Source organism: Neobacillus niacini (assembly GCF_048572935.1).
Taxonomy (GTDB): Bacteria; Bacillota; Bacilli; order Bacillales; family Cytobacillaceae; genus Neobacillus; species Neobacillus niacini.
This window is the reverse complement of sequence record NZ_CP183883.1, coordinates 4,945,768-4,960,363: the sequence shown is the minus strand read 5'-3', so window position 1 is coordinate 4,960,363 and position 14,596 is coordinate 4,945,768. Positions and strand designations below refer to the sequence as shown.

11 protein-coding genes are annotated in these 14,596 nt (G+C 39.0%); all 11 read left to right on the top strand.

Features of this window, described 5'->3' with window-relative positions:
* The first annotated feature begins 139 nt into the window (after positions 1-139).
* The 11 genes from glpK (at position 140) to ACN6MT_RS24260 (ending at position 14,446) form a co-directional block, all read left to right on the top strand.
* Complete coding sequence (glpK, locus tag ACN6MT_RS24310; RefSeq protein ID WP_419888434.1) at positions 140-1,630, top strand: glycerol kinase GlpK; 1,491 nt, start codon at positions 140-142, stop codon at positions 1,628-1,630.
* A 166-nt stretch (positions 1,631-1,796) separates the two neighbouring features.
* Complete coding sequence (locus ACN6MT_RS24305) at positions 1,797-3,488, top strand: glycerol-3-phosphate dehydrogenase/oxidase (protein ID WP_419888433.1); 1,692 nt, start codon at positions 1,797-1,799, stop codon at positions 3,486-3,488.
* 22 nt (positions 3,489-3,510) lie between these two features.
* On the top strand, positions 3,511-4,695 hold the full coding sequence (locus ACN6MT_RS24300) for an ROK family protein (protein WP_419888432.1): 1,185 nt from the start codon (positions 3,511-3,513) through the stop codon (positions 4,693-4,695).
* A 233-nt stretch (positions 4,696-4,928) separates the two neighbouring features.
* Positions 4,929-6,197 (top strand): alpha/beta hydrolase, encoded by a 1,269-nt coding sequence (locus ACN6MT_RS24295; RefSeq protein ID WP_419888431.1) that lies wholly within the window; start codon positions 4,929-4,931, stop codon positions 6,195-6,197.
* Between the two features lie 343 nt (positions 6,198-6,540).
* On the top strand, positions 6,541-7,569 hold the full coding sequence (locus ACN6MT_RS24290; RefSeq protein ID WP_419888430.1) for a TRAP transporter substrate-binding protein: 1,029 nt from the start codon (positions 6,541-6,543) through the stop codon (positions 7,567-7,569).
* Between the two features lie 147 nt (positions 7,570-7,716).
* On the top strand, positions 7,717-8,196 hold the full coding sequence (locus tag ACN6MT_RS24285) for a TRAP transporter small permease (RefSeq protein WP_419888429.1): 480 nt from the start codon (positions 7,717-7,719) through the stop codon (positions 8,194-8,196).
* A 22-nt stretch (positions 8,197-8,218) separates the two neighbouring features.
* On the top strand, positions 8,219-9,520 hold the full coding sequence (locus tag ACN6MT_RS24280) for a TRAP transporter large permease (RefSeq protein WP_419888428.1): 1,302 nt from the start codon (positions 8,219-8,221) through the stop codon (positions 9,518-9,520).
* Positions 9,521-9,669: 149 nt separating this feature from the next.
* Positions 9,670-10,200, top strand: coding sequence for a helix-turn-helix domain-containing protein (locus tag ACN6MT_RS24275; RefSeq protein WP_419888427.1), 531 nt, complete (start codon positions 9,670-9,672; stop codon positions 10,198-10,200).
* Positions 10,201-10,339: 139 nt separating this feature from the next.
* Positions 10,340-10,765 carry a MarR family winged helix-turn-helix transcriptional regulator gene (locus ACN6MT_RS24270; protein WP_063255343.1) on the top strand — a complete coding sequence of 142 codons (426 nt, stop codon included), beginning with the start codon at positions 10,340-10,342 and terminating at the stop codon, positions 10,763-10,765.
* A gap of 92 nt (positions 10,766-10,857) precedes the next feature.
* Positions 10,858-12,621: an ABC transporter ATP-binding protein gene (locus ACN6MT_RS24265; RefSeq protein WP_419888426.1), complete on the top strand. Its 1,764-nt coding sequence runs from the start codon at positions 10,858-10,860 to the stop codon at positions 12,619-12,621.
* Entirely contained in the window at positions 12,614-14,446 is a 1,833-nt protein-coding gene (locus ACN6MT_RS24260) for an ABC transporter ATP-binding protein (RefSeq protein ID WP_419888425.1), read from the top strand. Before ACN6MT_RS24265 ends, ACN6MT_RS24260 begins: the two co-directional genes overlap by 8 nt.
* The last annotated feature ends 150 nt before the right edge of the window (positions 14,447-14,596 follow it).

Below are 14,596 nucleotides of genomic sequence, written 5' to 3'. Positions count from 1 at the left end.
AAGTTAACAGTATGTGACGGAGAGTAGGAGATTCACGCAGAGACCCTTTTTGTGGTTAGTTCTGTTTTGTGAATCTCCTTTTTTATATCCAAATTAAGTTGATATTTTTAGAAGATAGTATTCTGGGAGGAAAAGAATAGTGGAAAAATACATTTTATCTATTGACCAGGGAACAACCAGTTCCCGTGCAATTATTTTTAATAAAAATGGAGATGTCGTTCATTCAGCACAAAAGGAATTCAAGCAATACTTTCCAAAGCCGGGCTGGGTTGAACACAATCCTAATGAAATTTGGGGTTCTATCCTTTCCGTTGTGGCAGAAGTATTATCAGAATCTGAAATTAAACCTGAGCAAATTGCAGGGATAGGGATTACTAACCAGCGAGAAACAGCTGTAGTCTGGGACAAAGAAACAGGCCATCCAGTTTATAATGCCATTGTTTGGCAATCAAGACAAACAAGTAAGATTTGTGAAGAATTGAAAGAAAAAGGTTATCATGACCTATTTCGGAACAAAACAGGCCTGTTAATTGATCCATACTTTTCAGGGACAAAGGTAAAATGGATTCTTGATCATGTGGAAGGGGCACGTGAAAAAGCGGATCAAGGAAAATTATTATTTGGTACGATTGATACATGGCTGGTTTGGAAACTATCCGGGGGCCGTGCACATGTAACGGATTATTCTAATGCTTCACGCACCTTAATGTTCAATATTTATGAATTAGAGTGGGATGATGAATTATTGGATATTCTAAGTGTGCCTAAATCCATGCTGCCTGAGGTTAGACCATCATCTGAAATTTATGGAAAAACGGTTGATTATCACTTTTTTGGCAATGAAATTCCCATTGCAGGGGTTGCAGGAGACCAGCAGGCTGCATTGTTCGGGCAGGCGTGTTTTGAGGAAGGAATGGCCAAAAACACTTATGGTACCGGCTGTTTTATGTTGAAAAATACAGGTGAGAAGGCCGTCCGCTCAGAACATGGTTTATTAACCACTATAGCATGGGGGCTGAATGGAAAAGTAGAATACGCGCTTGAGGGAAGTATTTTTGTAGCGGGCTCTGCCATTCAGTGGCTCCGTGATGGGTTAAGAATGTTTAAAGATGCCAAGGATAGTGAAGCATATGCAGGAAAAGTCGATTCTACCGAGGGAGTCTATGTGGTACCAGCATTTGTTGGCTTAGGAACTCCTTATTGGGATAGTGATGTAAAAGGTGCCGTTTTTGGTTTATCCCGTGGTACTACAAAGGAACATTTCATTCGCGCTACATTAGAATCTCTTGCATACCAGACAAAAGATGTATTATCCGCCATGGAAGCTGATTCTGGAATTAAACTAAAAACGCTCCGTGTTGACGGTGGAGCAGTAAAAAATAATCTCCTCATGGAGTTTCAAAGTGATATTTTGGATGTTCCAGTAGAACGACCAATTGTAAATGAAACCACTGCATTAGGAGCGGCGTATTTAGCGGGACTTGCTGTTGGATTCTGGGAAAGCCAAGAGGAAATTGCAAAGCAATGGGCGGTTGGCTGTACGTTTTTACCAAAAATGTCTGATGAAAATCGGAATAGACTATATGATGGTTGGAAAAAAGCCGTCAATGCCACAATGGCTTTTAAATAATTATTTTCAAACCCCTTACTTAGTGTTATACTGAAAGCAAGTTAATACATGGCAGGAGAAGTCGGAGAGACCACAAAAACATTATCAATATGATAATGTCTTTTGTGGTCTCTTTTTATTTCGTCTGAAAAATTCAATTATAATATATAAGCAGGAGGAATCCATTATGCAATTTTCAAACTTAAATCGAACTGAATTTGTTAACAAATTTAAAACAAAAGTTTTTGATGTGTTAGTTATTGGTGGAGGAATTACAGGGGCTGGTATTGCCCTTGATGCACAAACCCGAGGAATGAATACGGCTCTAGTTGAAATGCAAGACTTCGCTGCTGGAACCTCTAGCAGGTCGACTAAATTAGTTCACGGCGGCCTTAGATATCTAAAACAATTTGAAGTTAAAATGGTGGCGGAGGTAGGAAAAGAAAGGGCAATTGTCTACGAAAATGGCCCGCATGTAACTACGCCTGAATGGATGTTATTGCCACTTCATAAGGGTGGTACATTTGGTAAATTTAGCACATCTATTGGTCTTCGTGTCTATGATTTCTTAGCTGGTGTTAAAAAGTCGGAACGGAGAAAAATGCTAACCTCTCAGTCTACATTAGCAAAAGAGCCGCTGATAAAAAAATCTGGTTTAAAAGGCGGCGGTTATTATGTGGAATATCGTACAGATGATGCAAGGCTGACCATTGAGGTTATGAAGGCCGCGGTGGAAAAAGGGGCAATAGCTTGTAATTATACAAAGGTATCAAAGCTTTTATATGAAAATGGCAAGCTAATTGGTGCCCTAGTCGAAGATCAATTAACAGGTGAAAGGTATGAAATTCATGCCAAAAAGGTTGTTAATGCTGCTGGACCATGGGTGGATCAAATTCGCGAAATGGACCAATCGAAAAAAGGAAAATTCCTGCAGCTATCAAAAGGTGTTCACTTAGTGATTGACCAATCCCGTTTTCCGTTGAAACAAGCAGTCTATTTTGACACTCCAGACGGCCGGATGGTGTTTGCGATCCCTCGTGACGGTAAGGTCTATGTCGGAACAACAGATACTTTCTATAATGAAGATGCCGTAAACCCTAATATGACAGAAAGTGATCGCAGTTATATTTTAAATGCGATTGATTATATGTTCCCTGACGTAAAAATAAGTGAACAAGATGTTGAATCGAGCTGGGCAGGTGTAAGACCGCTTATTTACGAAGAAGGGAAGAATGCATCAGAAATTTCTCGAAAAGATGAAATTTGGGAATCGAAATCGCAGTTAATTACCATTGCAGGAGGTAAATTAACAGGCTATCGAAAAATGGCTGAAATGGTGGTTGATTTATTGGCAGCAAAATTGGAATCCGAAGAGGGGAGAAGTTTCAAACCTTGTCAAACGAAGTATCTCCCAATTTCAGGCGGTCACGTTGGAGGTTCAAAACAATTTTCAACGTTTATTAATGCAGCAGTTAAAAGAGGTATGGATATTGGTCTTACTAAAGAAGAGGCTGAAACATTAGTGAAAACATATGGCTCCAATAGTAATACAGTATTTGAATTGTTGAAAAATAATATGTCTGCTGTAAAAAAATATCAATTACCTACCGTGTTATTTGCAAAATTACTATATAGCGTTGAACATGAAATGATTGCTACACCTATTGATTTCTTTAACCGCCGCACAGGTGCCATTTTATTTGATATAAAAACCGTAAAACAATGGAAGAAACAGGTGATTGCTTATTTAGCTGATAGGTTAAACTGGTCTGGTCAAGAGAAAAACAAATATTCATCTTCAGTAGATGAGGCATTAAAAGCTGCTGTCATCCCTGTGGATCATCCAGAATCTTACCAAAAAGCTGCAAATGGCAGCTAACTTGAATAACAGGGTGAACGTTATGGAAATTGGTGTTGCTTCTTATCTTAAGAAGATAAATAAAAATTTGATATTAAGTAAAATTATAAAGCATGGGCCGATTTCAAGATCGGATTTAGCCAATATAACCAAATTAACAAAGGCCACCATTTCTGCACAGGCAGCAGATCTTTTAGAGGAAGAATTAATTATCGAAACCCATATAGAGTATAACAGTGTTGGAAGAAAGCCGATTATGCTTTCGCTTCGGACAAATGCTGGTTATGCATTGGGAATTGATTTAGATTATCGGGATATTAAATTTACTATATCTGACCTTATGGGGAACCCGGTTCATACTGCTAGAGTAGATTTGAAAAATTCCAACTATGATGAAATTATTCAAATCTTAATCAACCAAATTCGTGCATACCAGCAGAAATTTTCTCATAGCCATTTTGGGATTATTGGTGTTGTCATTGGAATACATGGAACAGTGACCAATGACAAAACCATCTCTTTTGTTCCACAGCATAGATGGTATAACAAGGACTTAAAGACGGACCTAGAGAAAAATGTAAACATAGAAGTTACTGTTGAAAATAATGCGAATTTATGTGCATTTGCCGAAAAAGTATTTAATTTTCATCAATGCACGAATTTAATTAATATAAGTATGTATTCTGGAATAGGCATGGGCTTCTTAATGAATGGAGACTTGGTAAAAGGGTATCATGGATTTGCAGGTGAAATGGGCCACATGATTATCCAGCCTGATGGAAAACCATGTAATTGCGGTAAATATGGCTGTTGGGAGTTATATGCTTCAGAAGCAAGCTTTTTTAAAAAAATATCCGAGAAACTGGATAAACCTTTGTTAACCTACGAGGATATCCAAAATCTTGTTATTGCAAGAAACCCAGCAGTCTTAACTGAAATGGATGAGTATATAAAGTATGTATCAATTGGGCTAAATAATATTATAAATTTGCTAAATCCTGAAACACTGGTGATAAATAGTGAATTATTAAAACAATTTCCTGGAGCAATGAGTATTATTAAATCAAATATAAAAACTTCAATTAGTAATTATAAGGAAATATATCTGTCTGAGCTCGGTACTGATGCTTGTGGAATGGGTGCTTGTGCTCTAGCGATAAAGAATTATTTAGAAATTCCTGAGTTAAGTTTGTCAACTAAACAAGATGTGCTCTTACAAACTAGTTAAAAATCCTCAAAAATATAAAGAAGTAACCCAGCAGGTGCATAAACTGTTGGGTTATTTATTTCTATAAACTTCAACCGTCCTTCGATCTTCTAATAAATCAATTTTTGGAAAACCTCTTCTTTGTGAAAATTAACCTCTTTTTTTTACATTTCTAATAATTTTGAAAAAATATATAATCAAATCACACCTTGATGTAACTTAATAGATCAAATAAATATGAAAGGAGAAGGGGAATGAAAAAAGTCTTAATTCTAGGAATCACGGTTTTAATGCTATGCTCGATCTTTAGCACCACGATCTTTGCTTCAGAGTCATCTGGAGTTAATTACTCTGATTATAAACCCGGCGTAACTGTGGAGGCGAATGCTGCTTCTCCAACAGGCTATTATGCAACATTTATTTATGAGGATGAAACCAAAGCAGCAACAAAGGTTGAACTTTATAGTGACACATTCCATCATTTCACAATTGAAGATGGATTTACACGTCCATATAAACCGGAGGAGTATAAACCGGGTATGTTCCCTGCAGGCGGTAATGCTGAAACCACATATTATGTAACGATGGAAAAGCTGGGCAAGAATTTGTGGGGAGCTAGAGTTCCGCTTTCCAGTGGCGCTTTTGTCTACAATTTCCGCATTACGAATCCAGATGGCACTACAACCGCTAGACTAGATGATCCTAACAATCCGACGCTGCTGAATACTGCAACAGGAATTGATAGCCTGTCAAGCATGGTTTATGTACCGTATAATTCGAAAACAATGGGAACGGGAGAATGGCTGGATCGCTCGGTAGAGCTTCCACGCAAAAATAAGAACGGTAAAGTTAAAACCGTTGCTTATACAGGTGCTGCCGGTGATACGCGCGGGCTTGCCGTTTACCTGCCTCATGGGTATAATGAAAACCGAAAGAAACCCTACAAGGTGCTTTATCTGTCACATGGCACTTCTGGCGATAAGCTTGGCAATGAACTGCGCTGGATGAATGAGGGTGCAGTGGCTAATATTATGGATAATCTGATTGCAGATGAAACGGCTGAACCATTTGTTGTAGTGACCATGAATAATCAGGATTTTGGATGGGACTATAAAAAAATAGAAGAAGACCAATTTGAACATATTATGCCTTATATTGAAGCCAACTACAATGTATATAATACCCCTGAGGGCCGCGCTTACGCTGGTTTGTCGGCAGGCGGTATAACAGCCAATCGGATGTATTTCAACCACGCAGATGAGTTTGCTTATTTTGGTATTTGGAGTTATGCAGTAACGGGCAATGAACTGAAGAATATCGGTACTTACAGTAACCTGGACAAGCCTTCCGTTATGGTGGGTGCTGGTACGTGGGATTTTGGTCTTAAACCTGTGCAAGATTTAAGCGCTGCGCTTACGAATGAAGGAATCGAACATGATTATCTTGAGATTCCAGCTGCTCATGACTGGGAAGTTTGGCAATTGTTCTATGCTAAATTTGTAGGGGATCACTTGTGGAAGTAATAGAGAATAAGGTAACAAAAGCCTGATTAAGTCTTTTGCAGCGAGCGTTTTTGATATAAGATTGATGAAACAATAAGCAAATAATAAACAGCCCCGCAAGGTTAGCACTTTGTGGGGCTGTTTTAATAGATTCGCGGAAAATATCAAACGCTTTTTTCAAGTTTAAATGACTATGAAAAAAACAGATTGACATCGTTTTCAAAACCTATTAATATAGTAATTAAGTTAATAATATGTGACGGAGAAATGGAGACTCACACGGATTGCCTGGTATTTTATTCAGGTCCTTCTGTTGTGGGTCTCTTTTTTTTTTCGTCCTAATCCTATTAGGGGGGCAATTAAAATGAGAAAATTATTATCTTTTGTTACAACTGGTATTTTAGCGGCTGGACTTTTGGCTGGATGTGGCAATGGAGGAAGCAATGCAGCTGACACAGGCGGAAAGGATACGGGGGTAGAGGAGAAAACCTTTAAGCTTGCTCATAACATGAGTGAAGACCATCCGGTTCACAAAGCCCTTGAGGATTTTTCCAAGAAGGTAGAAGAAAAGTCTGATGGGCAAATGAAAGTTCAAATTTTTGCTAATGGGGTACTTGGAGCAGAGAAAGAAGTATTAGAGCAGCTGCAAGGCGGAGCTGTAGATATGACGAAAGTGAGCGCTGCAGCTTTGGAGAGTTTTGCTCCTGAATATGCTGTTTTCAGTCTCCCATATTTATTTGTAAGCAAAGATCATTTTTATAAATCCATGGAATCAGAAGCGGTTCAAAAGCTTTACCTGGCAAACAAAGATAAAAAATTTGTAGGTTTGACTTACTATGATTCTGGGGCTAGAAGCTTCTATACAAAAGATAAGGCGATAAAAACTCCAAATGATTTAAAAGGTTTAAAGATTCGTGTTCAGGATTCACCGACCGCGATTGATATGGTGAAATTATTAGGCGGAAATCCAACACCAATGGCGTATGGAGAGGTTTATACAGCACTGCAAGCGGGAGTTATTGATGGTGCGGAAAGTAATGAAACCGCATTAACAACTGGAAAGCACGGAGAAGTTGCGAAGGAATTTTCAATCAATGAGCATACCATGATTCCAGATATTCTCGTTATGAGTGCTGCAACTTGGGACAGCCTATCTGAAGAACAGCAGAAAATTCTAACAGAAGCAGCGGCGTCCTCTACAGAATACCAAAAGGAACTATGGAATAAAGCAATTGAAGAGGCAAAAACAGAAGCAGAGTCCAAGATGGGCGTGAAATTCAATGAAGTCGATAAAGAGCCATTTATTGAGAAGGTTAAGCCGATGCATGAGGAATATAGCAAGAAAGATCCTAAAATCAAAGAAATCATAGATGCAATTGAAGCTCTAAAATAATAGAGGAAAGGGTCAAGCTGCGCCTTGCTAGGAGAAATGATAGGGCGGAATAATGGCTTGCCCTTTCTATTTATTTTGAGTCACAAAGGTATCATGACAGGAAAAGCAATAGAAAAAGACACCGATTTAATAGAAGGAGTTTAGGTTATGAAAACAATACGAAGTTTTCTGGATAAGTTAATTATGTTTGTAGGGTGCTTATTCACCGTCATCATGGTTATCGGTGCAATCTGGCAGGTCTTTAGCCGATATATTTTGGGTGATCCGAGCACGATAACGGAAGAATTGCTTCGTTTCGGACTGATATGGACCACTATGTTAGGAGCAAGTTATGCTTTCGGCAAAAACGAGCATTTGGCGATAACCGGTTTATTGGATAAATTAAAAGGAAAAAATCAAAAAGCACTTAGACTGGTTAATGATTTGTTCATCATTAGTTTTGCCGGTGCTGTCATGATTAAAGGCGGATTAAACATAGTATCCACAACGATGACACAGTTGACACCGATTCTGCAAATTCCAATGGGAGTCATCTATTCCATTGTACCTATTTCCGGAGTAATCATTATCATTTATCAACTATTAAATATGCCCGATTGGTTAAAAAAGAAAGAAGAAATTTTATAGAGATGAAAGGAGGAGTTTTTTCATGGGTGCGATTGAAACAGGTTTAGTGATGGTAATAAGCTTTATTATTTTAATGGCAATGGGTGTTCCAATTTCTGTGGCAACAGGAATCGCCTCTTTTATTGCTGCGATCATGATTGTACCGTTTGACGTTGCCATTTTTACGGCAGCTCAAAAAATGGTAACTGGGATTGACAGTTTTTCCCTTTTGGCGGTTATCTTCTTTATTTTGTCAGGAATTATTATGAATAACGGGGGAATCGCCCTGCGTCTTGTCAACCTGGCAAAGTTGATGGGCGGCAGTCTTCCTGGATCGCTAGCTCATACGAATGTCGTAGGGAACATGCTGTTTGGATCAATCTCAGGATCCGCAGTAGCGGCAGCGGCTGCCATCGGTGGTACAATGGCTCCGCTTCAGGAAAAGGAGGGGTATAATAAAGCGTATTCTGCAGCTGTAAATATTGCCTCTTCTCCTGCAGGTTTACTGATTCCTCCGAGCGGAGCATTTATTATTTATTCGATGGTCAGCGGAGGTACTTCAATTGCCGCATTATTTTTAGCGGGATATGTACCGGGAATCCTAATGGGGCTGACGGTAATGGCAATTGCCTACTATATTGCTAAAAAAGAGAAATATCCAGTAGCAAAAAGACCGAGCTTTTCTGAGGGTATAAAAGTTGTTATTGATGCCATCCCCAGCTTACTGCTCATCGTGATCGTAATCGGGGGAATTGTAGCAGGAGTCTTTACTGCAACGGAAGGTTCTGCCATCGCAGTTTTATATTCCGTCATTCTTTCTATCATTTATAAAACCTTAAAGTGGTCAGATGTTCCAAAGATTTTGAGGGAAACAGTTGTTATGACAGGAATTGTACTATTTCTGGTTGCGGCTTCATCGATCATGTCCTGGGTAATGGCATTTAGCGGTATACCAGCTGCAATTAGTGAGGCTGTATTATCCATATCAGATAACCCAATTGTTATTCTATTGATTATTAATGTTGTATTGTTATTAGTCGGCACTGTAATGGATATTACACCAGCGATCCTGATTTTTACCCCTATCTTTTTGCCAATTGTAACTCACATAGGTATGGATCCTGTTCATTTTGGTATTGTCTTAGTTTTTAACCTCTGTATCGGTATCGTGAGTCCGCCTTCCGGAAGCAGTTTGTTTGTCGGGTGCAGTGTTGGGGGAGTTAGCATAGAGGCCGTAACGAGACCATTATTAATATTCATGGCAGGTTTAATTGTTACGCTGCTGCTCGTAACGTATGTTCCAGCCATTACGTTATTTGTTCCGAAACTATTTGGGGCTATGTAGCTGCTTGAACGTACTTATATCCTATTATTATATTAATTAAGTTAATAAAATGTGACGGAGAAATGGAGACTCACACGGATTACCTGTTATTTTATCAGGTCCTTCCGTTGTGGTCTCTTTTTTCACCATAAGCGTATTAGGGGGAATATATGAATCAGATTAGTTATTTGTTAAATCACAATCCATTAAAGGCTTCTGGACTGGATAATTCTGAGCTCATTTATTATCAGTTAGGTGCTCTATTAGTTATTTTTCAAACGGATAATATAGACTCTATCAAAACAGATTTAATGAACATTACTAATGATCTAGACAAAGTTTATCCAAAAGATAATACCAAACAATATAGTATGGTAATAAATCAAATGATTGAAGAGATTGATAAACAAATAAGTAATCCTGATTTATCACTAAAGTGGCTTGCTCAAGAAATAGTCTTTATGAATAAGGACTATTTAGGAAAGCAATTTAAAAAAGAAACTGGGCAAACATTTACAGATTACTTAATGCAATTTCGGATGAATAGGGCTATGGAGCTTATCGCTGAAACTAACGATTTAAAGGTCTGCGATGTAGCAGAAAAAATAGGCTTTAAAAATAACCCTGCTTATTTTAGTAGGGCATTTAAGAAATTTACTGGTGTAACACCTTTAACTTATCAAAAAGAAGTGAGACAGTAAGCCTTGAAAGATCAAGGCTTTTTGACGTTTGGCTGAACCGTGGTATTAAAGGTAATCTACAACCATAGAACTTGACATGGTACTCTCCACATAATATATTATCTAATAGTATTAGATAATTTCCGAAAGGTGAAATGACATGGATTTCAGAGCGTTAGCAAATGATCTGCTTATTAATATGATGAAACACCCTAAAATGCCTTTTCAAAAAAAAGTTGACGATCTTTCTAATGGGGAAAAAAGGATATTAGGGTACCTTGTATTATGGAAAAAAGGAGTGACATCAGGCGAAATTAGTGAAAAACTGTATCTCAGCACCCCTCGTGTTGCGTCAGCCCTTAACAGTTTATCCAAAAAAGGATTTATCGAGCGAAATAGGGATGAGCAGGACAAACGTATAGTCATCGTCACCATCACAGAAGCTGGACATAAATTTGTTATGGCGGAATATGAAGAGGCATTATCAATGCTCGAGAGCACATTTCAAAAATTAGGCGAAAACGATGCAAAGGAATTTGTGCGTATTATAAAACGGATCACCGAAATTGCTGCGGAAGATGAATAACTTTTAACTGTAGACTTATTAGAGAGTTTTTTAAATAGTATCTAACAGTGTTAGATATGTTCTGGATCAAACATTAGGAGGATGTACATTACATGCTGAAAATTTTTAAATATCTTCAAAAAAAGGATTGGGTACTAATCGTATGCAGTTTAATTTTCATCGTGACCCAGGTGTATCTCGATTTAAAACTGCCTGACTATATGCGTGAAGTCACCGTGCTGGTTCAGATGGAAGGAAGTAAGATGAGCGATGTTCTCCTAAATGGTGGTTATATGATTTTATGTGCTGTTGGAAGCATGGTAGCGGCTATGATTGTGGGATTCTTTGCAGCCAAAGTCGCCGCTGGTTTTTCGGTTCGGCTTAGAGCGATGGTATTTGAGAAGACCATGTCTTTTTCAATGGAAGAAATCAATGGCTTTTCAACTCCTAGTTTGATTACACGCTCCACAAATGATATCACACAGATTCAAATGCTGATTGCTATGGGACTGCAGGTAGTGATCAAAGCACCAATTTTAGCGGTGTGGGCAATCTTTAAGATTATGGGAAAAAGCTGGCAGTGGACGGCCACTACTGGTATTGCCGTTGCCATCCTCATCATCATGTTAACAATCCTTATTTTTGTTGCTCTGCCGAAATTTAAGGTGATTCAGAGTTTAACAGATAACTTGAATACTGTTTCAAGAGAAAACTTGTCTGGTATCAGGGTGGTTCATGCCTACAATGCCGAAAAGTACCAGGAAGCGAAATTTGAAAAAGCAAACGACGAACTGACCAAGACGAATCTTTTTACCAGCCGGACAATGACCATCATCATGCCGACAATGGGTATCATTATGTCAGGTATGAGTCTAGCTATCTATTGGATTGGTGCGTACTTGATAAATGATGCGGCTCTGCCTAATCGATTATCTTTGTTCTCAGATATGGTCGTTTTCTCTTCCTATGCTATGCAGGTAATTATGGCATTTATGATGCTTTCTTTCGTATTTATCATGCTGCCAAGGGCGTCTGTTTCTGCCAAACGGATTAATGAAGTCCTGGATACCGAGGCAACCATCATGGATGGAACAGAAACGGAAGGAAAGAAGGATCACTCCGGCGAGGTTGAATTCCGGAATGTGAGTTTTAAATATCCAGATGCTTCCGATTATATCCTTCGAAATGTCAGCTTTACTGCACACAAAGGAGAAACAGTGGCATTTATCGGGTCCACCGGCAGTGGGAAAAGTACACTGCTTAATCTGATTCCCCGCTATTTTGATGCAACGGAAGGGGAAGTATTGATTGATGGTCTGAATGTGAAAAATTATCATCAGGAGGCATTACGTAATAAACTTGGTTATGTATCTCAAAAAGCCGTATTGTTCAGCGGTACTGTTTCTTCCAATGTAGCTTATGGTGAAAGTGGCAAGAATTCAGCAAAGGACCATGCCGTTAAGAAGGCAGTGGAAATTGCACAAGGTACCGAATTTGTTGAGAAAATGGAAAACCAGTATGAGGCTCCCATAGCTCAAGGTGGTACCAATATCTCCGGCGGACAGAAGCAAAGACTGTCCATCGCCCGTGCGTTATATAGACAGCCGGAAATCTATATTTTTGATGATTCATTTTCCGCACTAGATTATAAGACTGATAGAACATTGCGGTCTGTTCTAAAAAAAGAAACGCAAGGGGCAACTACATTAATTGTTGGACAACGAATTGGTACCATTAAGGATGCAGATACAATCGTTGTACTGGATCATGGTGAAGTGGTTGGGATTGGCACCCATCGTGAGCTCTTGAGGGATTGTGAAGTTTACCAGGAAATTGCCTATTCTCAGTTGTCAAAGGAGGAACTTGAAATTGGCTGAAAATCGACAGGAACAGAATAGAACGACACCATCAGGCCCGCCGCATGGAGGCGGTCCCCGTGGTCCAGTTGCAAAACCTAAGGATTTTAAGAAAACATTTAGGCAGCTGATATCGTATTGCAAAGTATTTTTGCCACTAATTATCATTGCCTTGTTACTGGCAATGGCAGGGGCCATTTTCAACATCATTGGACCAGAGTTCCTGAATCAGATTACCGATTTGATTACGGAAGGAATGATGACCAGCATCGATCTTGACGCAGTGGTTAATGTCGCAGCCATTCTTGCTTTTCTATATGGCTTAGGTGCTTTGTTTAATTACATTCAAGGTTATATTATGGCCACCGTTACACAGCGGGTGTCCAAGAATCTACGGACTGATATCTCAACTAAAATCAATCGTTTGCCGTTAAAATACTTTGACAAGACCAGTACAGGAGATGTGTTAAGTCGGATAACAAACGATGTTGATATGATTGGCCAGACGATGAATCAAAGTTTAGGTGCACTAGTTTCGGCAGTGACCATGTTCTTCGGCTCGCTGATCATGATGTTCTATACAAACTGGATTATGGCAATTTCAGCCATATTATCAACTTTTATAGGCTTTGCATTAATGACTTTCATCATCTCAAAGTCGCAAAAGTACTTTGCTCAGCAGCAAAAAGAGCTAGGTAAATTAAACGGTCATATTGAGGAAATCTATTCTGGCCACCATGTTGTGAAGGTTTATAATGGAGAGAAAAATGCGAAGGAAACCTTCCATGAAATCAACACTAGACTTTACGATAGTGCCTGGAAATCTCAATTTATGTCAGGGCTGATGATGCCGTTAATGATGTTTGTTGGGAATTTTGGTTACGTGGTTGTAAGTATCGTCGGTGCCGTTCTTGCCGTGAATGATGTCATTTCATTTGGTGTTATTGTAGCCTTTATGATTTATATCCGACTGTTTACGCAGCCTCTTACACAGATTGCTCAGGCCGCTACCAACCTGCAGTCGACAGCAGCAGCGAGTGAACGTGTCTTTGAATTCCTTGCTGAAGAAGAACTTGCAGATGAAAGTAAAAAACATGAAAGACTTGAAACCGCCAATGGAGATGTGGAGTTTAAAAATGTTCGCTTCGGCTATAGTGAGGACAAAATGGTGATTAAAGACTTCTCTGCTGTAGCAAAGGCAGGTCAAAAAGTGGCGATTGTCGGTCCTACCGGTGCCGGTAAAACAACTTTGGTAAACCTGCTAATGCGATTCTATGAAGTAAATGGCGGGGAGATTTTGATTGACGGAGTACCAGCCAATAAGCTCACGAGGGCAAACATTCATGACCTATTTAGTATGGTTCTTCAGGACACATGGTTGTTTGAAGGCACCATTCGTGAGAATATTGTTTATTCCAGGAATGGAGTTTCGGATGATGAAATAGAGGAGGCATGTAAAGCAGTGGGTCTTCACCACTTCATTAAAACACTGCCAAAAGGCTATGATACGATACTCGATGATAAAGCAAATCTGTCCGCTGGCCAAAAACAGCTGATTACCATTGCTAGGGCAATGATTGAGCATAAACCATTGCTTATTTTAGACGAGGCAACTAGTTCAGTTGATACCCGTACGGAAGTATTGATTCAGCAAGCTATGGATAAGCTGACAGTCGGCAAAACTTCATTTGTAATTGCGCATAGACTTTCAACTATAAAGAATGCAGACTTGATCCTAGTTATGAAGGACGGAGACATAATAGAAAGTGGAAATCACGAAGAATTATTACAGAAGAATGGTTTCTATGCTGAGCTTTATAATAGTCAGTTTGAAAATGCTTCATAGCTGGCTTTGATGTAGAATAGCCCGGGGGAAAATTTCCCCCGGGAATTTTTAATAAAATATCATATAATGCTGGAGGCGACTTATTGAAATAGGTGTATTAGGATGGCAAATCTATCAAATTCTAAATATTTCAATAACCATTATTTATCA

Excerpts from the sequence above, each read along its gene's own strand:
- ACN6MT_RS24305 (WP_419888433.1), top strand. The coding sequence starts at position 1,797 with ATGCAATTTTCAAACTTAAATCGAACTGAATTTGTTAACAAATTTAAA.
- ACN6MT_RS24285 (WP_419888429.1), top strand. The coding sequence starts at position 7,717 with ATGAAAACAATACGAAGTTTTCTGGATAAGTTAATTATGTTTGTAGGG.
- ACN6MT_RS24295 (WP_419888431.1), top strand. The coding sequence starts at position 4,929 with ATGAAAAAAGTCTTAATTCTAGGAATCACGGTTTTAATGCTATGCTCG.
- ACN6MT_RS24290 (WP_419888430.1), top strand. The coding sequence starts at position 6,541 with ATGAGAAAATTATTATCTTTTGTTACAACTGGTATTTTAGCGGCTGGA.
- ACN6MT_RS24275 (WP_419888427.1), top strand. The coding sequence starts at position 9,670 with ATGAATCAGATTAGTTATTTGTTAAATCACAATCCATTAAAGGCTTCT.
- ACN6MT_RS24265 (WP_419888426.1), top strand. The coding sequence starts at position 10,858 with ATGCTGAAAATTTTTAAATATCTTCAAAAAAAGGATTGGGTACTAATC.
- ACN6MT_RS24280 (WP_419888428.1), top strand. The coding sequence starts at position 8,219 with ATGGGTGCGATTGAAACAGGTTTAGTGATGGTAATAAGCTTTATTATT.
- ACN6MT_RS24300 (WP_419888432.1), top strand. The coding sequence starts at position 3,511 with ATGGAAATTGGTGTTGCTTCTTATCTTAAGAAGATAAATAAAAATTTG.
- ACN6MT_RS24270 (WP_063255343.1), top strand. The coding sequence starts at position 10,340 with ATGGATTTCAGAGCGTTAGCAAATGATCTGCTTATTAATATGATGAAA.